Raw genomic sequence first — 20,445 nt, forward strand, 5'->3', positions numbered from 1 at the left:
TTAAAGAGCGCTGTTTTGCTGCGTGAAATCGCATCAATTGCAGAGCAAGAAAGCTGGATGAGCATGAGTCAGTCTGTCCGTGCGGCCTACGAGGCCGAACTCGCCGCTAAAGGTTTTACTGCCGATCCTGCACAACTGCGTGCCGTGGATGCGCTGCAGCGCTGTGCCGATGATTGGGCGGCGTACAAATCCAAACGATCCAACGCGATCAAGAAGATTTTTCAAAAACCCGATATCCCGCGTGGCGTCTATATGTACGGTGGCGTAGGGCGCGGCAAGAGTTTTTTGATGGACTGTTTTTTCAATGCAGTGCCCATCAAGCGCAAGGTGCGCCTGCATTTTCATGAATTCATGCGTGAGGTGCACCGTGAACTGCACCTGATGCAAGGAACCCAAAATCCGCTGGATGCCCTGGGTGCAAAAATAGCCAAGCGCTACAAGTTGATTTGTTTTGATGAATTCCACGTGGCAGACATTACGGATGCCATGATCTTGCACCGACTGCTGGTGTCGCTGTTTGATAACGGAGTGGGTTTTGTCACCACGTCCAACTTCACCCCAGATGGCTTGTACCCCGATGGGCTGCACCGCGACCGCATCTTGCCCGCCATCGACTTGCTCAATGCACGCATGGACGTGGTGAACGTGGACAATGGTACGGACTATCGCCGTCGCACTCTGGAGTTGGTCAAGCTCTATCACTGCCCTTTGGGTGCAGAAGCTGATGCGTCCATGCAGGCTGCGTTTGAGCAGTTAGCGGATGTAGCTGAAGAAAAACCAGTATTCAAGATTGAGTCTCGGGAGATTGCAGCCATTGGCCGTGCGGGCGGTGTGATCTGGTTTGATTTCCGGGAACTTTGTGGTGGCCCGCGCTCACAAAACGATTATTTGGAAATAGCTTCGCAGTTCCATACCGTATTGCTGTCCAATGTGCCTTATATGCCTGTGAATATGGCGTCGCCTGCACGGCGTTTTACCTGGCTGATTGATGTCATGTATGACCGTCGTGTCAAACTGGTCATGTCGGCAGCCGTGCCGCCCGAGCAACTCTATACCGAAGGCCCGTTGGCCCATGAGTTTCCTCGCACGGTGTCGCGTTTGAATGAAATGCAATCCCAGGAATTCCTTTCGCTTGAACGGCGGGTAGTGGATACCGGATTGACCTGAGGTCATCGCTATGAAAGTCTCTAGCTTGTTGGCACGTTCGTGCAGCGTTTTTGTATCTGGTCTGCTGTTGACGGGGGTGGCGCATGCGCAATCCGTCAATCCTGATGACAAAAACCATGCAGCACAACTCAAGGAGCGTGCAGCAGCGCGCGAGCAGGCACGTGCTGAAATCCGCAAAATTCGTGCAGAGATTGAGTCACGCAAAACTGGGGCAGAAAAAGACTGCTGGCAGAAATTCGCAGTAGAGAACTGTCTGGCTAAAGTGCGAAAAGCTGCACGTGAAGAAGACAATGTGCTACGCGAGCGTGAGTTGCGTATCAACAGTGAAGAGCGGCACGATAAGGCTGACGAGCGACTGCGCGCCATTGAGCAAAAGAAGCGAGAAAAGCAAGTGCCTTCTCCGGTTACGGTGACACCGCGTGACGGCTCTGGCGTGCTAAGCACGGAGTCGCGTGCCACTGAAGCACAAAAACGTGCCGCTGAGCAAGCTCGACGTGTTCGGGAGCACGAGGCGTCTGTGGCAGCCAAACAAGTGCGCCAGGCTAAGGAACGTGCTGAGGCGGTGCAAGCACAGAAAGAGAAAATAGAGGCTGCAGAGGCTCGGCGTGCCAGTAAAGCGGCAGAGTCCGAGCACCGAAAAGCTGCTCCGCTGCCCATTCCAGACATACTTCGGAAGCCCTAACCAACTGCGCTGCTAGCATGTCATAGGGCTATTGCTGCCATGTGCGGCCCCAAGCAGACGCGGCCATGGTGGCATACCCTGTGGCTTTTGCACGGTGCACAACCCCACCATTAGGCTATGAATTTGCATGATCAGGTTGCTGCAGCTTTCACTGAAGACGGCTGGCTTTCGCGTGCAGAACCGCATTTTCGGCCGCGCACTGGACAAACAGCCATGGCTATGGCGGTCGTTCAGGCCATTGAAGATGGCGGAGTGCTGGTTGTTGAAGCAGGAACGGGTGTCGGTAAAACATTTTCTTATTTGGTTCCTGCGCTCCTCAGTGGCGAGCGTGTCGTTATTTCCACGGCAACCAAGGCCTTGCAGGATCAGCTTTATCTGCGTGACTTGCCGCGCCTGATACAGGCTTCGGGCATCCCGCTGCGAGTGGCTCGTCTCAAAGGTCGTTCCAGCTATTTATGTCTGCATCGGCTGGCACAGGTCTATCAGAGCAAGCAGCCGCTGGATCCTCAGGTATTGCGAGCCGTGTCTCGTGTGCAGGACTGGTCGCATGGAACACGCAGCGGTGATTTGGGTGAGCTGCCAGGGCTGGCAGAAAACTCTGTAGTGGCCGCGCTCGTGACGTCGACCAAAGAAAACTGTTTGGGGAGTAGCTGCGCGCATTGGGAGCAGTGCCATGTCAACACGGCCAGAGCGCAAGCCTTGGAGGCCGACATCTGCGTGGTAAATCACCACCTGTTCTTTGCCGATATGGAAGTACGCGACTCAGGAGTTGCACAGCTGCTGCCTTCGGCGGGATTGGTGGTGATTGATGAGGCGCACCAACTCAACGAAACAGGTATTCAATTTGCGGGCTGGATTCTGGGCACAAGACAGCTTCAGGGCTTTATCAAAGATGTGTTGGCTGATGTCACACTGCATGCACGCGGCTTGGCTGATTGGTTGCAGTTATTGGGACAGCTAGAGCAAGCCATCAATGAATGGCGTGCTCAGGCAGGAAACTGTCCACCAGGAGTGCGCTTGCGCTGGTTGGGTAATGCGCCAGAAGGTATTGCCGAAACTGCGTGGCGACGTGGTTTGCACAATGTGGGACAGTCACTGCGTGCGCTGCTGCTCGCACTTGCCAAGGTGTCGGAAACTGCCAGTGCCTTGACGCCGGTGTACGAACGAGGCGCGAGACTGCTGTCCCAACTGGCTAGCTTCGCCCAGCCAGTGCCCGATGATGCGGTGCGCTGGCTGGAAGTATCACGTCAGCACTTGCGTTTGATGGAATCGCCACTGAGTATCGCGCGGCTCATGCGTGCGCACATGGGGGAGCAAGACGGCTCGGATGTAGAGACTTTACCTCGCAAAGCCTGGATTTTTACCTCAGCCACATTGGGTGACGATGATGATCTGCGATGGTTTACAGAAACTTGTGGCTTGCGCCAGGCGCAAGTTCTCAAGGTCGAGAGCCCATTTGACTACAAGCACCAAGCTGTGCTCTACGTTCCAGAGGAGTTTCCAGAGCCTTCACAGCAAGTGGCACACAGCACAGCGGTTGCCAAGCTGGCTGGAGATGGTGCAGCCGTTTTGGGTGGACGCACATTGGTGCTGACTACAACGCTCAAAGCACTGGAAGCTATTGGAACGCAACTGCAGCAGCGTTTTGGCATGTTTGAGCCAATTGATGTGCTGGTTCAGGGCCAAGGCCCCAAGCATGTGCTGATGGAGCGTTTTCGTGCAGACAAACTCAACGGCAGGGGATGTGTATTGGTGGCATCGTCCACCTTCTGGGAAGGGGTGGATATCCCTGGAGATGCGCTTCAACTCGTAGTGATTGACAAATTGCCATTTCCTCCACCTGATGATCCGTTGGTGGAGGCTCGGTCTCGGCAGCTGGAATCAGTAGGGCGCAGTCCTTTTTTTGACTATATGCTGCCCGAAGCTGCCATGGCCCTCAAACAAGGTGCAGGACGTCTCATTCGCAGGGAAACCGACAAAGGAATCCTTGTGGTGGCCGATACCCGGTTGCGCACCAAAGGATATGGAAAACGGCTGGTGCAGGCATTGCCTCCAATGCACAGAGTGGGTTTGGAGGCAGCGTGGCAAGCTGCTTTGTTGGCGCTGGCCGAAGGTGCGCTGCCTGTGAGTGCCACTGAGCCGGATGACTTAATTCATCCTGAGAAAACTTAGGTAACGTCAGGAAAACTTGGCTTTCCAATATTTTGTCCGTGCATGCGATGCTTTGGGGACTCAACGGCTGACGATACGAAGCAACCTCTTTTTCAAAAGTCGCTTCGTCAGTCCACTGCGGCTGCCATGAGCCATTTCAGATGCGATCAGGCATGTAAAACCAGTAGCTTTTTCTGGCCATCCACAGGGTTTCCTGTACAAACAATGTGACGATCTATCCTGTGTTCTTCACCAGACCTTTGCAGCAGACCTTGGCAAATCTAACTGTGTTTGATGACCGCAAACGGATGCTCCGCCCTGGCTCGGATGCGTGTGTTGTTCGTCTGTATCTCATAGGAAAGATGCACATTGAATTGTGGACTGTCTAAGGTTTTGCTGCGATTGGCTGGACGGACGTCTACGTACCAGCGCACATCTATTTGTGCATAGGACCGTTTATCTGTGCACTGTTACCCCGAGTCACCGTAGACATCGGCATCCAGACTATGCAGCAGGGCATTGGATTAAGTTACATCATGTACATTTGCCACGTCGTGATGAACGAATTTGCCAAGCCCTTGAAGCTCAGCGAATCGTTGGCCATACTCAGCATCCCGGACTCCTTATGGATCTTTTCTGGAATTAGCATGGACTTGGGGTTGAGCCACTGCGCAGGATGGAGCACTCGTCGGGCAGGTGGTTCAGCACACCTTTGAGCTTGACGAACTCGCGATACACGGAAAGGCTCTCTCATGGCTGAATCAGTCAGCCCAAACCATTGCTGAAGCTATTGAATGCATAGCATCATCTCGATGGCCAATCTAGGATGCCAAGTCTTGGCTTAGGTGTTGCACGGCGCACGATTTGCACGAGTGCAATTCATGAAGCCTCCCTGTCTATCTCTTCAAGAAATACACTTTTGTGCTCTTTGTGAGATGGCAGGCTCATACCCATGTCGATTTACTTTATGTGTGTTGTTTGCAGAGTCGTGCTGCAGGTAGTCGCATTCAGCAGGGGGCAAACCATCTCTAGGCAATGCTCTTTTTGATCTGCTCTATTTGCTATAGATCGAATGGCAACTGCCACACACTATGGGCAGATGACTGCAATTGCATAAGTGTCACTTTAAAGGGTTGAGTCTGAGGTTTTTTCCTAAAGTTGAGGAGAGCTTAAACGTATCAGTGTCAATTTGATTTAAGTCTTTATTTAAATAAATAAAATAAATCTGTTGGAACGTGGCAACGGCTTTGTGGAAATTTGTAATGTAGAGGATAGGATGGAAACTCTTACACCTTTCCAACATTGCTTATATCAAAATGAAAAATAAATCATTCTCACAGAGGAATAAAAAAGTAACTTTTAAAAAAGTTCTTTTCCATTTGTTGGGTTCTGCATATGTTTTTTGCTCGACGGCAAGCGCTGCGTATGAAGTCGAGATACCCATATCATCCGTTAATGTATCAACTTCCATTAATAAAGATTGGGGAAAGCATAATTTGATTGACGGCAATGTGAATACAGCATGGAGTAGTAACTATTTAAAGAATACTGGTGGTGAAGCGTGGGTTTCAGTGAATTTTCGCAGCCCATCTTATATTGATTATGTAAAACTTTACCCTCGCAAAGACACTTATAAAGACACTTATAAAAAAACTGATGGAAACGATGAAAGTGTACAATATAGTGTCTCTAAGGCGTCAGGATTTCCATTGAATTTCGAAATTCAATATTTAAGTGGTAATAATTGGATTACTTCAAAAAAAGTCTTGGATTTTCCAAATCCAGCTCCGAGTGGGTATGTTCATATACCTATCAATAGAATACATACATCTGCAATAAAAATAATTGCAAAAAAAGCTTCAATTGATAGCCTTGGTTTTGAGTTTTTTCAGTTGGCAGATGTAAAGTTGGGATATGATACCGAGTTTGTAGATCAAGCACAAAGAGGTATTTCAATATATGGCGATAGTACAACGTGGGGATTTGCATGGAAACCATTAAATTTTAATGGGCAACTTTATGCTGATCGTATCGACAGCCCGATGGCAAATCAGCTAGGGGCAATTGACTACTCCGTACCAGGAATTTGGGCTATGCATTTAGTTACGCCTCCTAGTCAGTCAATTAAAGTCCAAAAAATATATGATGATATACTCAGTGGATATTATGTAAATTGGAGCGTAAAATCTTTTAGCGAGCTTCTGGCTAAAGACCCATCATATACGGTAATATTACGTTTGGGTCTTAATGACGCCTTGAATTTTCAAACTAGAGCGCAATTTAAAGCGAACATGGCAAAGTTGGTGGATATTGCAGTTGGCTATCGCAAGCGTGTCGTTCTCACTGGGTTAAATAGGATTTTTGTTGTCAATGGAAAAATTACCCAAAAACAAGTCGAGCTAAGAGACGATTTTGATAAGGTTATCCGTGAAGTTGCTACTGAAAAAAATGTCGCCTTTATCGATGTTGGTTCTGTCAGTTTTAATGGTAATGTTGATATTTTTGATGATGCGCATGCGACTCCTGAATACAATCAAAGAATAACTGACTATATAAAAGAGAGAATTTATTCTCTTAATATTAAAAATTAATCATTCGTAAAATATTTGCTTTGCAATACGTGTACAAAGCCTAAGACTTTGTACACGATTATGAACTGAGTTGATGTAAGAAATATAAGATGCGTTAGAAAATTTGGTTTTCAAATTTTTGTGCCGTGCTTGCGTTGGATCGAAGACACTGCGGCTAGTGATACTAAGCAGCCTCTTTTCAAAAATCGCTTCAACAAGCCCTTGTGGCGGATTTTGGCCATTTGCAGATAATCGCGTACTTTTGTAAATCCAGTGCCTCTTTTGGGCCAGCCATAAGTATGCTGGCGCAACTACGTGATTCTCTGCGTTGTGCCTTACTTCCAGCACGTCTTCGGAGTTTAAACTGCTGACATAGTCGAAACGGCTGCTTCTCCTTAGGCTGATGCATCTCAGGTGTCTTGCCACTGCGTTCTTCATTCTTCATTGAAACCGGTGTGTTGAGCGGTGAGGCATTGACAGCTGTTCCTGTATTGAGCAAATGGACCTGGTAGTCTACTGATACTTGGCCGAGCGCAGCATGTCTGGCCCCAGATGGTCCTTCTGCAGCAAATGGCTTAGATTTGGTGTTTTGCCACAGCACATGATGGTAATCACGTCAGACAGACGAGACAGCACAACATAGAGCTCGAAGAATGTGCGATTTACGGGCACATCGTTCAAAGACTCTTCCATGGCTGAATCACTCAGTCCAATTACTGCTGCAGATAGTGAGTGCGTAGCATCGTCTCAATGCCAGTCGTAGGATTAAAGACTCGGCTTTTGTGTAGAACGGGCAACGATTTGTAAAGCATATCCCCTGGAACCCCCCTGTCGATATTTCGAGGAGTTCACGTTTGTGGTCTTCTGGGTGACAAAATCAAACCTAGTCTGATTTGCTTCATGTGGGATGATTGAAGTGTCCTGCTGCTGGCATCCACTTTCAGAAGGGGAGTAGTAAAAAACTTTTGGAAAGAGTATTTTAGAATTATGTATGCTTGCTTTCTTGGGAGATAATTCAAATTAATTCTTTTGAATTTTAAAAAATTTTATTTCTATTTGTATCTTTATAACTAATTTGCGTTATTAGAATGTATGATTCCGTTCAAAAGTAGATTTTAATCCTTTTATTTTCAATTGTTGAAGTGGTGATTTTTTATTAAATCTTTGTTTTTTTCTTGCAAGTGGAGAGTTTGTTGTATATAAATGCTGTTGTTTACCCCGAATTTTTTAATTGTTCTTCTTTAAGGGGGATCAGTGCGAAGAATATTTGCTTTTTTGACAAGATTGGAAAACGCTGCTGCGTGTAGCACACGTGAGCAAGCTTTTGAATTGGTGAAATCCCTTTGGATTGATGCCAATTTGATTTTTGAAACTCCCAATCACGACATGCGATCTTTTACAGAATTGGCATTGCATGAAAGCCATGGATGGCGTGACCTGGAATGTGATCCTTGCTATTTGCCCAATATTGCAGGTACAGATGTCTGGCTATATCTGCACCATGATGGGACGATCGTGATTCAGCGAATGGAAAGCCATTCCCAGCCAATCTTGCTGCATAAATTGGGACAGGGCGTGCTTGCCCGCTCAGATAGTGCTGTGTCAGATATCCATGCCAGTAGTGAGGAGTCCCCTGCAACGAATGCATCCGTTCAAGCTGGCACATTCTCGTTCGGGCAGCTTAAACGTAGAGCCTATAAATACTGGGAAGATGCTAAGCGCAAGCGCATATAAAAAAATAGGTCGTTCCGGTCATGCCGTTTGCGAGTCAGCCTGTTGCTTGCTTGAGCAAGTATGGCTCTCATGGGGAAAAACCTCTATGGTGAAATGTCTGCCAAAGTCGCAAAGGCAGAGGGCGCAGACTACAGAGTACATGCGCGTCGGTTCCTGAAAGCGGTGCTGATAGACGCATTGCAGGCATTGTAAAAACGGTTGCTGTAAGCAATTGATAAGCATTAATGGCTGTGAGGGACTACAAAAGCTGCATCATTGGTGGCAATAGATTAGGGAGACAAATTGTGGTGGATCAGGTTCAAAGTGTAGTGATTGGCGCTGGCGTTGTCGGGTTGGCGGTGGGGCGTGCGCTTGCTCAGTCAGGACGCGAGGTGATTGTGCTTGAGGCTGCAGATGCGATTGGTACAGGCACAAGTTCACGCAACAGCGAAGTCATTCATGCCGGTATCTATTACCCCGCAGGCTCTTTGAAAGCTCGCTTGTGCGTACAAGGCAAGGAGTTGCTTTATGCCTATTGCCAACAAAAAGGTGTTGAGCACCGACGTTGTGGCAAATTGATTGTGGCGACCAGTGCTGAACAAGTCGACCAGCTGGAGCAAATACAGCGCAAGGCGCAGTCCAACGGGGTATGCGATATGCAATGGCTCAGCCGTGAGCAGGCTAAAGCGCTCGAGCCCGCGCTGGAGTGTCATGCGGCGTTGCTTTCTCCGAGCACTGGAATTGTGGATAGCCACGGATTGATGCTGGCTTTGCAAGGTGACATGGAGAACGCTGGTGGTGCACTGGCATTGTTGTCTGCAGTAGCCTCGTCCCAAGTGCAAGAAGATGGCATCTTGATTCGCACCGAAGATGGCACTGAACTGTTGGTACAAGAAGTGGTCAATGCTGCAGGCTTGTTTGCTCCGCAGCTTGCATCACGCATGAAAGGGTTGCCTGCACAGCATGTGCCGCAAGCATATTTTGCGAAAGGCAACTACTTCACATTGAGCGGGCGAGCCCCGTTCAGTCACCTGATTTATCCCGTGCCTGAAGCTGCTGGCCTTGGGGTTCATTTGACACTGGATCTAGGTGGACAGGCGAAGTTTGGCCCTGATGTTGAGTGGGTGGATAGTCCTGAGCAGTTGCAGGTTGATCCGCAGCGCGGCGAAGGTTTTTACGCGGAGGTGCACAAGTACTGGCCCGATCTGAAGATAGGGAGTTTGGCTCCGGGCTATGCGGGTATTCGCCCCAAAATTTCCGGTCCCAAAGATGCGGCTGCTGACTTTGTGATTCAGGGTGCATCCATCCATGGGGTGCGAGGGCTGGTGAACTTGTTTGGTATCGAATCGCCGGGGTTGACAAGTTGCCTAGCCATTGCTGATGAGGTTTTGCTGCAATTGCAAGCCCAATCTTGATTTGTGCGGCATAGACTGACTTGTAGGCTGGCCGGCATTCGCTAAGATGACGCCAAACACAGCGATCATGCCTGTTGGCGATGACGCACGATTTTTCTATTGACCTCAAAGAAAGGCTTTCATCATGGCATTTTCTGACACCGTATCCACTGCACAAGCCGATCTGGAAAAGCTGGTGACCGACGTACGCGGCTTGCTGGCTAGCAAGGATCTGGATTCCATTCCTCAAATCAGTGTGCTGCGTCAAAAGCTGGACGACGGCGTCTACCAAGCCCGAGAGACCGCACTGAATGCCGCGCATGAAGCCGCACGTCAAGCCAAGGAAGCAGCTTATGTGGCGGATCGCTATGCGCATGATGAGCCATGGAGAGTGGCTGGTGCCGCGTTGGCCGTAGGTGCGTTGCTGGGCTTTTTGCTGGCTCGCCGCTAAGCAACTGGTTTTGTCTTCACCTTCAGCAACTCACCGTCACAAAGGAAAACTGCCGTGAATTGGATGTCTGCGTTTGGATTGGACAACTTGACTGCTCGCATGCGGGCCAATCTCAATGAAGGCGCGATCGCGGCAGAAGACCGCATGGAGTTGGCGCGCCTGGAGTGGAGTGCGCAGAAAAAACGTCTCCAAGCCATCTTGGTGCTGGGTATTGTGATGGGCGGCCTGACGATTGTGGCGTTGGTGCTGCTGTCTTTGGCAGTTCTGGTGCAGTTCTGGGACAGTCCACAGCGTCATGTCGTGGCCTGGGTGATTGCTGGAGTGTGGTTTTTGGCTTGGCTGGGAGCCTTGGGGGTACTGCTGTCTGCATTGCGCAAATCCAGCAACCCGTTTGCACTCACACGTGCGGAGCTGGCCCGCGATTGGGCGTTGATCAAGGAGAAGCTGTGAATACTTCCGCGACAAGCACTGGGGAGCAGTCGCATGCCGAGACGCCTTTGGTGATGACTGCCATGGCTGCCCTGGAAAAGGATGCGCGCTGGCTGGGCGCCAGTGATGAAGAGCGAGCCGTACTCAAGCGCATCGCTCAGCAACGTGATCGGCTGACGGCGGCCAAGCAGGCACAGCTGCAGGCCAAGGCGTTGCGTGCGCAGCCAGCGGCAGTGTCTGCAGATGCGCCTTTTGCTGAGCGACTGGCTACTTTTGTCAAACTGCATCCCGTAGCTTCGGCTGCTGTTGCAGGACTTGCTTTGATGATTGGACCTCGCAAACTGATGCGTTACGGTGGTTTGGCATTGCCTTTGCTGCAAAAAATGAGGCGTTAAGCACTCAGCCTCTATAAAAAAAGTCCGGCATGCCGGACTTTTTTGTTGGCGCAGATTCAATAGTGCACGGCTTCGCCAGAGCAGTTCCGCAGAAACATTAGCACAGTGCTTGAATGGCTTTGGCCGCATCCGTGACCAGTTCAGGGCCTGCATAGATCAAGCCACTGTAAATCTGCACCACATCTGCACCCGCCTTGATTTTGGCAACTGCATCTGCTGCACACATGATGCCGCCTACACCGATAATCGGGTATCCGTTGCCAAGGGCAGCGCGCAACTGGCGAATCACGCGGTTGCTGGCTTCAAAGGCGGGAGCGCCACTCAGGCCACCAGTTTCTTCAGCATGGGGCATACCCTGGACAGCATCTCGGCTGAGCGTGGTGTTGGTAGCAATAACACCATCCATTCCATGGCGCTGTAGGGTCGCTGCAATCACGTGGACCTGAGCTTCATCCAAATCGGGCGCAATTTTCACGAAGATTGGAACGCGGCGGTTTTGCTGCGCAGCCAGTTGTTCACGCTTATGGGCAATCGCTCCAAGCAACCCGTCCAAAGCTTCGTCACTTTGCAGAGCACGCAAATTCTTGGTGTTGGGGGAGCTGATGTTGACCGTCACATAGTCTGCGTGAGGGTACACGCCCTCCAGACAGATCAGATAGTCATTGGTGGCTTCTTCAATCGGGGTGACCGCATTTTTACCGATGTTCAAACCCAGCAACATCGGTTTGCCTTGCGCACGTACGGCGGATTTCTTGACGTTGGCTATGAAGGCGTCAAGTCCATCATTGTTAAAGCCCAGACGATTGATCAGGCCCCTGGCTTCAGGGATACGGAACATGCGTGGCTTAGGATTGCCTGGCTGACCCTTGGGGGTCACAGTGCCGACCTCCACAAAGCCAAAGCCCATGGCTGCCAGTGCATCGATACAGCGGGCATTCTTGTCCAGCCCCGCAGCCATGCCGACACGGTTGGGAAACTGCAACCCTGCCAGCGTGATGGGGTCTTTGACCAGCGGCGCAGACCAGGCCCATTGCAAGGGAGTGCCCTGGCCCTTGGCCAGAGTGTTCATGGTGAAGTCATGGGCCGCTTCAGGGGCCATACCAAACAAGAAGGGGCGAATGAGTGCGTAAGGGATAAGCGACATGGTGAATAATTCTAGGGATTAACCGGATTTTCCCCCATGACGACACCTCAAGCTTCCCTCACACAAGATGAATTGAAAACTTTGGTCGGTAAAGCCGCACTGCAATATGTGGTGCCTGGCGAAATCGTAGGGGTTGGAACGGGGTCCACCGTCAATAAATTCATTGATGCTCTGGCTTCCATGAAGGACCAGATCAAGGGGGCAGTGTCCAGTTCCTTGGCCAGTACGGAGCGCTTGAAGGCACTGGGCATCACTGTTTTCGATGCCAACGAAGTGAGCAGCCTGTCGGTGTATATCGACGGAGCCGATGAAATCGACGGCGAAGGTTTTATGGTCAAAGGCGGCGGTGCGGCCCTGACGCGCGAAAAGATTGTGGCTGCTTTGGCCAAGCAGTTTGTCTGCATTGCGGATGAGAGCAAGCTGGTTTCTACGCTAGGTGCCTTCCCTCTGCCCGTCGAAGTGATTCCTATGGCAGCTGGGCAGATCGCACGCAAGTTTGAAGCAATGGGTGGTACGGCCACCATTCGCTTGAAGGACGGCCAGCCATTGCTGACGGACAACGGCCAGCACATTCTGGATGTGCGTGGTTTGCAGATTGCCGACCCATTGGCATTTGAGTGTGAAGTAAATCAGTGGCCCGGTGTGGTCACCGTGGGTGTGTTTGCCCACCAGAAAGCTAATGTCTGCTTGCTGGGCTGCGCCGATGGCGTGCGCACCATAACATACTAATTTTTGACGGCGAGCACGCACATGCTCAACAAGCTCTGGTTGGGCTTTTTCCTGGTGGCGGCTGTCGCGGCACTGGCGCAATGGCTGGTGGGTGGGCAGCCACAGGTGTTTGCATCAATGGTGCAGGCATTGTTTGCCATGGCCAAACTCTCTGTGGAGGTCATGGTGCTGCTGTTTGGCACTCTGACGTTATGGCTGGGTTTTTTGCGTATTGCCGAAGAAGCAGGGGTGGTGCAATGGCTGGCCAAGGTGCTGGGTCCGCTGTTTGGCAAGCTGATGCCGGAGGTGCCGCGTGGCCATCCAGCGCTGGGTCTCATTACCCTGAACTTTGCTGCGAATGGGCTGGGGCTGGATAATGCTGCTACGCCCATGGGTCTCAAGGCCATGCGTGCCTTGCAGGAGCTGAATCCCAGGCCGGATACAGCCACCAATGCACAGATTCTGTTTCTGGTGCTCAATGCCTCATCGTTGACGCTGTTACCGGTCACCATTTTCATGTATCGCATGCAGCAGGGTGCGGCAGACCCCACGCTGGTGTTTCTGCCCATTTTGCTGGCCACGTCGGCATCCACCCTTGTAGGGGTGCTGTCGGTGGCTTTGGTGCAGCGCCTGCCCATCTTCAGCCCTGTGGTGCTGGCTTATTTGCTGCCCGTAGGTTTGGGCCTGGCAGCGTTCATGTCTTTGCTCACTACGCTCAGTGCTGCAGCGCTGGCTTCTCTGTCTTCCTTGCTGGGCAACTTCACCCTGTTTGCCTTGATCGTGCTGTTCGTGAGCCTGGGGGCCTACAAAAAAGTCCCGGTTTACGACAGCTTTGTCGCCGGTGCCAAAGAAGGTTTTGATGTGGCCAAGGGGTTGCTGCCGTATCTGGTGGCCATGCTTTGTGCCGTGGGAGTGTTTCGCGCTTCGGGTGCCCTGGACTATGTGCTGGATGCCATTCGCTGGTGTGTCAGCGTTCTGGGGATGGATGGTCGTTTTGTCGATGCATTGCCGACAGCGCTGGTCAAGCCCTTTTCGGGTAGCGCTGCGCGCGCCATGTTGATTGAAACCATGCAAAGCCAAGGTGTGGACAGTTTTGCGGCTTTGGCTGCGGCCACCATTCAAGGCAGCACTGAAACCACCTTTTATGTGCTGGCTGTCTATTTTGGCGCAGTAGGCATACAGAAAGCGCGGCATGCTGTTCCATGTGCTTTGGTTGCAGAGCTTGCCGGTGTGGTGGCTGCGATTGCAGTGACTTATTGGTTCTTTGGTTAGCAAGAGGACACATCAATTCGAGGCCAATGTCACCTGCCTGTCACGCTTTATTTACAAAATGTTGCGGACATGAGCAAGCTTTTACCGTGACATGGTCACATCGTTTTTCCCAGCGTTGATACAGAGGTGGTCATATCTACGGAGACTGTTGTGCAGCGGTAAACAAACACTCTTAGCGCAGTTGCTAGGAATCGGGATAGGGCTCACGTTGCTTGGAGCTGGATGGGGGCTGGCAGACATGCGTGTGGTGATTCCTTTGCCGTCTGCAGAGGCCTTGAGACATTTGCAGCCACCCACATGGGCAGATCTTGGTGCAAATAGTTGGTTCGTACAGCCCTCGACTGGAAGCGTGGACACAGCTGCCATGTTTCATACCGCCCTGTATTGCGCACGATTTGCCCATGCATCTGTAATTCCCAGACCAGCGTTCAGGGCCAATGCGACGCGAACCTTGCATACGTTGCAAAACCGCTACGTACAACGGGTATCGCTGCCTTTGGTGTTACTTGCTGGAATGGTGTTGCTGCTAGCCGGGTTGGTGTATCACGCCAGACAGCAATATCAGTGTTTGCGCCGTGCGTTAATCAAAAACCAGGATGACAAGCTCAAGCTGATTAGGCAATTGGAGCAGGAAAAGCAGAAAGCAATGAATCTGAGGGGCAGGGACCCTCTGACAGGCCTGTACAGTCGCAGCATGTTTTATGAGCTTGTGAACCACCGTTTGTCACAGGCACAACATGCCAGCAAGCATTACGCTTTGTTGTATCTGAATCTGGACCGCTTTAAAAGCGTGAATGACACTTTGGGATATATGGTCGCTGACGCATTGCTCCAGGCAGTGGCTCAGCGCTTGACGGGCATGCTCCGCCAGAGTGACACCATTGCGAGACTGGGGGCGGATGAGTACGCAGTGCTGCTGCACACCATGGAAAGCACAGCTTGTACGGATGGATGGGTGTCCAGATTGATGGATGGGCTGTCGGCACCTTACGAGGTGCATTGGCATTGCAGCACCACCGCTGCATATTTCAGCCAGCGTGGGCGTGGCGCTTTTTCCTAGCGATGGACATGATGCGAATACGCTGTGCAATCTTGCGCAAGATGCCATGGCTGCTGCCAAAAAGGCAGGGCGCAATCGTTGCATGTATTACGAACGCTTGTCCTTTCTGAATGGAAAAATGGAAGGCTGCCTGGCTCGGGAGCTTCCCACTGCGATTGCTCAGGAACAGCTGTTGTTGCACTTTCAACCGAAGATATGTCTGCAGGATCGCACCATTGTGGGGCTGGAGGCGTTGGTACGGTGGCAGCACCCACAGCAGGGGCTGATCTATCCAGGAGACTTTATCGCGCAGGCAGAAGCGCTTGGTCATATCCAAGTGCTGGGTGACTGGGTGGTGCAGGCATGCTGTCGGCAGATAGCCGCCTGGCGTTTGCAGGGCATTCGAATTGTGCCTATTGCCTTCAACGTATCGCCATTGCAATTGCGTGATGTGGATTTCCCTCGTCGTATCAGCACCTGGTTGCAGCATTACGGCATACAAGCGCAAGAGATTGAAGTGGAAATTACTGAAAGCTGTCTGGTCGATTCCTCAGGCGCTGCGCAGCAAGTGTTACGCCAACTACAAGAAATGGGGATACGTATTGCAATGGATGATTTTGGTACGGGCTACTCCAGCTTGAGTCAAATACGCGCGCTACCGATTCAAACCATCAAACTGGACAAATCGTTTGCCAAGGAACTGTGTAGCAACCAGAAGGCAGGAGTATTGGTCACATCCATCATCACGCTGGCGCACAACCTGAAGCTACAGGTTGTGGCAGAAGGGGTGGAGAAGATGGATCAATTCGTCTTTTTGAAAACGGCGGGCTGCGACGTAGTACAGGGTTATTTTTTGAGTCGCCCCTTACCTGCTCAGTGTGCAAGAGAGTCGCTGCTAAAGCGCACATTGGAGCCTGCTGGGTAAGGGGCTTTGGTTCTTAAGGCTGGGTGACGAGACGTAGCAACTGGCCATTTTTTTCATCGGTGAGCACGTAGAGCCAGCCATCTGGACTTTGGCGCACATCGCGCACCCGCTGGCCGAGCTTGGGTAGCAAGGGTTCAACAAGCTGCACCTTCTGGCCGTTCAGCGTGATGCGCTCCAGGCGCTTGGCTTTCAGAGCCCCCACCACCATCTGGCCTTGCCAGCCGGGATAGCGTCCGGAGGTGATGAATGCCATGCCCGAGACGCCAATTGACGGTGTCCAATGGTGCCAAGGCTGTTCCATGCCCTGTTTGTGCGTTAGACCTTCGCCAATTTTTCCACCGCCATAGTTTTCACCATATGTAATGACTGGCCAGCCGTAGTTCTTGCCAGGCTCAGGGCGGTTGATTTCATCACCGCCTTGAGGCCCGTGTTCATTCATCCAGAACGTGCCATCAGGAGCAAGTGCAGCACCTTGAGGGTTGCGGTGCCCCCAGCTCCAGATTTCAGGCCGCGCATCATGGTGGCCTACAAAGGGGTTATCTGCTGGCACACTGCCGTCTTTTTGAATGCGCACAATCTTTCCCAGGTGGCTGCGCAGGTTTTGTGCTTCTTCCTTGAAATGCGAGCGCTCTCCCAAGGTCAGCAACAGGCTGCCGTCAGCGCGCTCCACAATGCGGCAACCAAAATGCAACTGACTGGCTTTCTTGGGCTGCTGGCTGAAGATGATCTGCAGGTTTTCAAGCTTTGTCTGATCGCCAGACAGCTGAGCTTTGGCCAAAGCAGTGCCATTGCTGCCACTGAGAGCAGGCTCTGCATAGCAAAAATAGAGGGTACGGTTTTTTGCAAATTGACTGTCCAGTACCACATCCAGCAATCCACCCTGGCCGCCCACTGCAATATCCGGCAACCCCTGTACAGGTGGGCTTAACTTGCCATCGGCGCTCACCACACGCATGCGGCCTGGGCGCTCTGTCACCAAATACTTTCCATCTGGTAAAAAAGCCACAGCCCAGGGGTGCTGCAAGCCTTCGGCAACCATCTGGGGTTTGACTTCCAGCGCGTGGGCTTGCGCAAAGAGCAGGCTGGCAGCGAGCATGGAGTAGGCATTGATGTGTCTTTGCATGGCTGGGGCTCCTTGGTTAAGGTTTGCGGAAAAACAATCGGGCTGCAGATGGAAGAAAAAGTTGGCAATGATGGCTCTGTGGCCTATACAGCAGGTGTATAAAAACAACCTGATTTATTCTATGCCGCACATGTATGCGGCTTTTTTGTTCTTTTTGAAGAAAGGCCCCTTATGGGAGCGCAATGGAAAGCCAAGGGCAAAGCTCTGGTTGCGGACGCCAAAGGCAAGCTGTTTGGCAAGTTGGTCAAGGAAATTACTGTAGCGGCCCGACTGGGCGGTGGTGACCCTTCTAGCAATGCACGCCTGCGCATGGCGATCGAAGCAGCCCGCAAAGCTTCCATGTCCAAGGAAACACTGGACCGAGCTGTCAAAAAAGGCTCCGGTGTAGGGGCAGATGCCGTGAACTACACCAGCGTGATTTTTGAAGGCTATGCGCCACACCGCGTGCCGGTGATGGTCGAGTGCTTGACAGACAATCCCAATCGCACCGCTCCCAATATGCGCGTTTGCTTTCGCAAAGGCCAGATGAGCGCAGTAGCTTGGGATTTTGACCATGTGGGCATGATTGAAGGTGAAGCCGAAAACGGTGCCGACCCCGAGCTGGCAGCCATTGAAGCAGGTGCCCAGGATTTTGAAGCGGGTGACGAAGACGGCGTGACCCTGTTCATCACTGATCCTACGGATCTGGACACAGTGTCCAAAGCTTTGCCCGCACAGGGCATCAAGGTGCTGTCGGTGAAGTTGGGTTACAAGGCCAAGAATCCCGTAAGCATGTCCAGCCTGTCGACCGAGCAGCAGGAAGAAGTGCAGGACTTTCTGGCTGGCCTGGAAAACGATGATGACGTGCAGCATGTGTTTGCCGGTCTGGTGGACTGATTTTGGCAGCGCTTGCTCAGAAAAGGACTGCTTGAAGCAGTCCTTTTTTCATGTTCACTGTGCACAAGGTGGTCATGTGCACGTATGTGGCACCCTCGCTGAGGGGCTCTTTGGCAGATCCGCACCTCGCAATCTACGCGTGGCTAATGTGTGGTCAATCAGGCCTTGCGCGAACATTCGCAGTGCCTGCATAAACCTTTGTCTTTCTTGCTCAGCGTGCCACGTATGCCAATGGCATTCAGAGCGCACCGGTGGGTGCAATCAGCGGTTGCCTCAGCGCTGCAGCAAGGTGTATGGGATAGCCATGGTTTGCTCTATACATGACACTGTTGGTAACAGTTTGGGAGGATTTTGAGGCCAGTGCATGAGCGGTGTCTCATGACTTTGCATCTATGCTTTCGCGCTGTTTTGCGTGTGATGCAACTGGAGAATTTTTTGTACCGTGTACTTTCTTTGACATGTCTTTCTGCGGCGCTGCTGGGGTTTGGGAGTGGGGTGGCAGGGGCGGCTAATGAACAGCCTGGTGCGGCCACAGTCATCACGCAGTCTGTCCCTGACCAGGGTGCTCCGTCGCCATTCATGCGCCAGCGCAATGCAGTGGTTCAGGCAGCTCAAAACAGGCAATGGGAGCGCGCGATTGCGCATGCCAAGCAGTTGCTGGAGATGACCTTGCCAGATGGCAATCCGTATGAGCAGCTCGATGCCTCTGAGCTACTGAATATGCTGCAGCACCAGCAAGGTCTCTATGCGGAGAATGTGCAATTGGCAGACCGCATGTTGGCGGCAGCTATGCGCTTGGAATGGGGTCCCATTTCCGGCCAGGTGCAATCACTTGCACAGAGGGGGCTGATGGCGGCCATGATGCTTCAGGACAGCGCTGCGGTTGCGCGCTATCAGCAAATGCTGCTGAAAGAGGCTCCGCTCTTTCCCGCCCAATGGCAATGGGACGGCGCAGCCCAGCGATTGACATTCCATACAGCCCAATTGTCAGTGCCTACGGTACTGGGGCGTTGGGTGCTGATGGAAGTGGAAGCTGCCCAAGACCGCAACGACATCAGCCAGTTGCGCTATATGTACGCCAAGCCCAATGGTCAGCGTATGTTTGTCACCATGCGACTCAATTATGAAGACGCCTTCAGCGAGCTGCCGTTGGCGCAGCGTGAACAAAAGCTGGCCGAGCATTTGGATATTTACAGTGGTGGTGAAGAGAGCCAGAGTTCCAAGCTGAGTCAGCCAGAACTGGCTATTGCTGGCGCACAGCAGCAGCGCAAGGTGGTGCGTGTGAGTTCGGCCTCCAGGCCCGACACATTGCAAATGCACTGGGTGGCGCTGCGTGGAAACTGGTCATGGCACATGGAAATGGAGATGTTGCAGGCAGACCATGCGTCGGGCTCGCAAGCCATTGAGACCTTGTGGCAAAGCATGCAATGGCCGCAAGCGCCGGATTTACCCAATATTGATGGCCAGCCTGTATTGCCATGGCGAGAAAGTGAAATAACCGCTGCATGGCGTAGTAGCAAGGACTGGTCAAAGTCGGGACAACTGGCGCGTGCGGCCATGCCTGATGCACGCTTTCCATCTGAGGTGGCGCGACTGAACACCGTGGCCGGTATTGCCGCCTTCAAGGCAGGTCAGCATGCAGACGCAGAAAAGTATCTGCAAGCTGCCTTGCAAGCGTGGCCGTATGCCAAGGTGTTTGACAGCACATTGATCGACAACGCTCAACAATACGGCGCAGCCATGGCATTGCGCCGTGGTGATACGGCGGCAGCTGCGGCACTGCTGCGTCAATATCTGCGCAATGCAGGCGGGCTGGAAAATGTGTTGGCTTTGTCAGAAGACAAGCAGCAGGCCTGGATAGACAACCGACGTACTGGCATGGGGCTGCCTATGCAGGCAGCGGGCCTTTATATGCAAGAACCTGATGGTTGGCAGCGTATCCAATACCGGGATCTGCGCAGCGAGTACACGCTAGGGCTGACCAGTGGCATGCGTATTCCTGCAGATGATGACGAACAAGAGGCCTTGTTGCGTAAAGCTTTGGAGCAGCAGTTCAAGTTAAAGGCAGGCACATTGCGCAAACATCGCTTTGTGGCAAAACTGGCAAAGGCTGGTCAGCCACCACGACAAGGGCAGTACTGGGTGTTTGATGTCACTGCGCTGGAGCGAGCGGAAAACGGTGCACCCAAGAATGAAGGCGCTCCGGCGCGTCAGGCCTTGTTCTGGCTGGTAGACCAAGGCGAACAGCGCGCCATTTTGCGCGCCTCGGTAGCGAATAACCAGCAGGTGCAACAGGCATGGCAGCTGGCAGAAGCGCTGCGTTGGTAAAGCCAACCGTGCCTGAGCATCACAGCATCAAGAAAAAAGGCTTCCCGTGGGAAGCCTTTTTTGCAGCAGCGTTGCGCG

At 52.1% G+C, this 20,445-nt stretch carries 18 protein-coding genes; 15 read left to right on the forward strand and 3 right to left on the reverse strand.

Annotation, left to right across the window (positions count from 1 at the left end; genetic code table 11):
- Positions 1-63 precede the first annotated feature (63 nt).
- The 4 genes from zapE to QEP11_RS04695 all read left to right on the forward strand — a co-directional run bounded on the left by zapE (position 64) and on the right by QEP11_RS04695 (position 6,591).
- Positions 64-1,167, forward strand: coding sequence for a cell division protein ZapE (gene zapE, locus QEP11_RS04680; protein ID WP_284335478.1), 1,104 nt, complete (start codon positions 64-66; stop codon positions 1,165-1,167).
- Between the two features lie 10 nt (positions 1,168-1,177).
- Complete coding sequence (locus QEP11_RS04685; RefSeq protein ID WP_284335479.1) at positions 1,178-1,849, forward strand: hypothetical protein; 672 nt, start codon at positions 1,178-1,180, stop codon at positions 1,847-1,849.
- A gap of 117 nt (positions 1,850-1,966) precedes the next feature.
- Positions 1,967-4,021: an ATP-dependent DNA helicase gene (locus tag QEP11_RS04690; RefSeq protein WP_284335480.1), complete on the forward strand. Its 2,055-nt coding sequence runs from the start codon at positions 1,967-1,969 to the stop codon at positions 4,019-4,021.
- 1,295 nt (positions 4,022-5,316) lie between these two features.
- On the forward strand, positions 5,317-6,591 hold the full coding sequence (locus tag QEP11_RS04695; protein ID WP_284335481.1) for a discoidin domain-containing protein: 1,275 nt from the start codon (positions 5,317-5,319) through the stop codon (positions 6,589-6,591).
- A gap of 492 nt (positions 6,592-7,083) precedes the next feature.
- On the opposite strand, the gene QEP11_RS04700 is transcribed toward QEP11_RS04695, so the two are convergent.
- Positions 7,084-7,263 (reverse strand): hypothetical protein, encoded by a 180-nt coding sequence (locus QEP11_RS04700; protein WP_284335482.1) that lies wholly within the window; start codon positions 7,261-7,263, stop codon positions 7,084-7,086.
- A 591-nt stretch (positions 7,264-7,854) separates the two neighbouring features.
- Between QEP11_RS04700 and QEP11_RS04705 the strand changes: the two genes are divergently transcribed.
- The 5 genes from QEP11_RS04705 to QEP11_RS04725 all read left to right on the forward strand — a co-directional run bounded on the left by QEP11_RS04705 (position 7,855) and on the right by QEP11_RS04725 (position 10,952).
- Positions 7,855-8,304: a hypothetical protein gene (locus QEP11_RS04705; RefSeq protein ID WP_284335483.1), complete on the forward strand. Its 450-nt coding sequence runs from the start codon at positions 7,855-7,857 to the stop codon at positions 8,302-8,304.
- 284 nt (positions 8,305-8,588) lie between these two features.
- A complete protein-coding gene (locus tag QEP11_RS04710; RefSeq protein WP_284335484.1) occupies positions 8,589-9,698 on the forward strand; it encodes an NAD(P)/FAD-dependent oxidoreductase in 1,110 nt (369 codons plus the stop codon).
- A 124-nt stretch (positions 9,699-9,822) separates the two neighbouring features.
- On the forward strand, positions 9,823-10,128 hold the full coding sequence (locus QEP11_RS04715; protein WP_284335485.1) for a glycine zipper domain-containing protein: 306 nt from the start codon (positions 9,823-9,825) through the stop codon (positions 10,126-10,128).
- Between the two features lie 54 nt (positions 10,129-10,182).
- Positions 10,183-10,578: a phage holin family protein gene (locus QEP11_RS04720; protein WP_284335486.1), complete on the forward strand. Its 396-nt coding sequence runs from the start codon at positions 10,183-10,185 to the stop codon at positions 10,576-10,578.
- Positions 10,575-10,952: a hypothetical protein gene (locus tag QEP11_RS04725; protein WP_284335487.1), complete on the forward strand. Its 378-nt coding sequence runs from the start codon at positions 10,575-10,577 to the stop codon at positions 10,950-10,952. Before QEP11_RS04720 ends, QEP11_RS04725 begins: the two co-directional genes overlap by 4 nt.
- Positions 10,953-11,049: 97 nt before the next feature.
- On the opposite strand, the gene QEP11_RS04730 is transcribed toward QEP11_RS04725, so the two are convergent.
- Positions 11,050-12,096, reverse strand: coding sequence for a quinone-dependent dihydroorotate dehydrogenase (locus QEP11_RS04730; RefSeq protein ID WP_284335488.1), 1,047 nt, complete (start codon positions 12,094-12,096; stop codon positions 11,050-11,052).
- 36 nt (positions 12,097-12,132) lie between these two features.
- On the opposite strand from QEP11_RS04730, the gene rpiA reads away from it, so the two are divergent.
- The 4 genes from rpiA to QEP11_RS04750 all read left to right on the forward strand — a co-directional run bounded on the left by rpiA (position 12,133) and on the right by QEP11_RS04750 (position 16,040).
- Positions 12,133-12,825, forward strand: coding sequence for a ribose-5-phosphate isomerase RpiA (gene rpiA / locus QEP11_RS04735; RefSeq protein ID WP_284335489.1), 693 nt, complete (start codon positions 12,133-12,135; stop codon positions 12,823-12,825).
- Between the two features lie 21 nt (positions 12,826-12,846).
- Entirely contained in the window at positions 12,847-14,076 is a 1,230-nt protein-coding gene (locus tag QEP11_RS04740; RefSeq protein ID WP_284335490.1) for a nucleoside recognition domain-containing protein, read from the forward strand.
- A 364-nt stretch (positions 14,077-14,440) separates the two neighbouring features.
- Positions 14,441-15,136 (forward strand): GGDEF domain-containing protein, encoded by a 696-nt coding sequence (locus QEP11_RS04745; RefSeq protein ID WP_284335491.1) that lies wholly within the window; start codon positions 14,441-14,443, stop codon positions 15,134-15,136.
- The gene (locus QEP11_RS04750) at positions 15,120-16,040 is read left to right on the forward strand and encodes a putative bifunctional diguanylate cyclase/phosphodiesterase (RefSeq protein WP_284335492.1); all 921 of its coding nucleotides are present in this window, start codon (positions 15,120-15,122) and stop codon (positions 16,038-16,040) included. The genes QEP11_RS04745 and QEP11_RS04750 overlap by 17 nt, the downstream gene beginning before the upstream one ends.
- 13 nt (positions 16,041-16,053) lie before the next feature.
- Here QEP11_RS04750 and QEP11_RS04755 read toward each other — a convergent pair whose 3' ends face one another.
- Entirely contained in the window at positions 16,054-17,136 is a 1,083-nt protein-coding gene (locus QEP11_RS04755; RefSeq protein ID WP_284335550.1) for a PQQ-dependent sugar dehydrogenase, read from the reverse strand.
- A 198-nt stretch (positions 17,137-17,334) separates the two neighbouring features.
- Between QEP11_RS04755 and QEP11_RS04760 the strand changes: the two genes are divergently transcribed.
- Positions 17,335-18,039, forward strand: coding sequence for a YebC/PmpR family DNA-binding transcriptional regulator (locus QEP11_RS04760; protein WP_284335493.1), 705 nt, complete (start codon positions 17,335-17,337; stop codon positions 18,037-18,039).
- A gap of 378 nt (positions 18,040-18,417) precedes the next feature.
- The gene (locus QEP11_RS04765; protein ID WP_284335494.1) at positions 18,418-20,367 is read left to right on the forward strand and encodes a tetratricopeptide repeat protein; all 1,950 of its coding nucleotides are present in this window, start codon (positions 18,418-18,420) and stop codon (positions 20,365-20,367) included.
- Positions 20,368-20,445 lie beyond the last annotated feature (78 nt).

The organism is Comamonas halotolerans, assembly GCF_030162935.1.
Lineage (GTDB): Bacteria > Pseudomonadota > Gammaproteobacteria > Burkholderiales > Burkholderiaceae_C > Comamonas > Comamonas halotolerans.

What these genes read in the sequence shown, in the direction of transcription:
- QEP11_RS04700 (WP_284335482.1), bottom strand. Translation starts at nt 7,263, where the DNA reads ATGGAAGAGTCTTTGAACGATGTGCCCGTAAATCGCACATTCTTCGAG.
- QEP11_RS04745 (WP_284335491.1), top strand. Translation starts at nt 14,441, where the DNA reads ATGTTTCATACCGCCCTGTATTGCGCACGATTTGCCCATGCATCTGTA.
- QEP11_RS04715 (WP_284335485.1), top strand. Translation starts at nt 9,823, where the DNA reads ATGGCATTTTCTGACACCGTATCCACTGCACAAGCCGATCTGGAAAAG.
- QEP11_RS04760 (WP_284335493.1), top strand. Translation starts at nt 17,335, where the DNA reads ATGGGAGCGCAATGGAAAGCCAAGGGCAAAGCTCTGGTTGCGGACGCC.
- QEP11_RS04765 (WP_284335494.1), top strand. Translation starts at nt 18,418, where the DNA reads ATGACTTTGCATCTATGCTTTCGCGCTGTTTTGCGTGTGATGCAACTG.
- QEP11_RS04730 (WP_284335488.1), bottom strand. Translation starts at nt 12,096, where the DNA reads ATGTCGCTTATCCCTTACGCACTCATTCGCCCCTTCTTGTTTGGTATG.
- zapE (WP_284335478.1), top strand. Translation starts at nt 64, where the DNA reads ATGAGTCAGTCTGTCCGTGCGGCCTACGAGGCCGAACTCGCCGCTAAA.
- QEP11_RS04685 (WP_284335479.1), top strand. Translation starts at nt 1,178, where the DNA reads ATGAAAGTCTCTAGCTTGTTGGCACGTTCGTGCAGCGTTTTTGTATCT.
- QEP11_RS04755 (WP_284335550.1), bottom strand. Translation starts at nt 17,136, where the DNA reads ATGCTCGCTGCCAGCCTGCTCTTTGCGCAAGCCCACGCGCTGGAAGTC.
- QEP11_RS04695 (WP_284335481.1), top strand. Translation starts at nt 5,317, where the DNA reads ATGAAAAATAAATCATTCTCACAGAGGAATAAAAAAGTAACTTTTAAA.
- rpiA (WP_284335489.1), top strand. Translation starts at nt 12,133, where the DNA reads ATGACGACACCTCAAGCTTCCCTCACACAAGATGAATTGAAAACTTTG.
- QEP11_RS04740 (WP_284335490.1), top strand. Translation starts at nt 12,847, where the DNA reads ATGCTCAACAAGCTCTGGTTGGGCTTTTTCCTGGTGGCGGCTGTCGCG.
- QEP11_RS04690 (WP_284335480.1), top strand. Translation starts at nt 1,967, where the DNA reads ATGAATTTGCATGATCAGGTTGCTGCAGCTTTCACTGAAGACGGCTGG.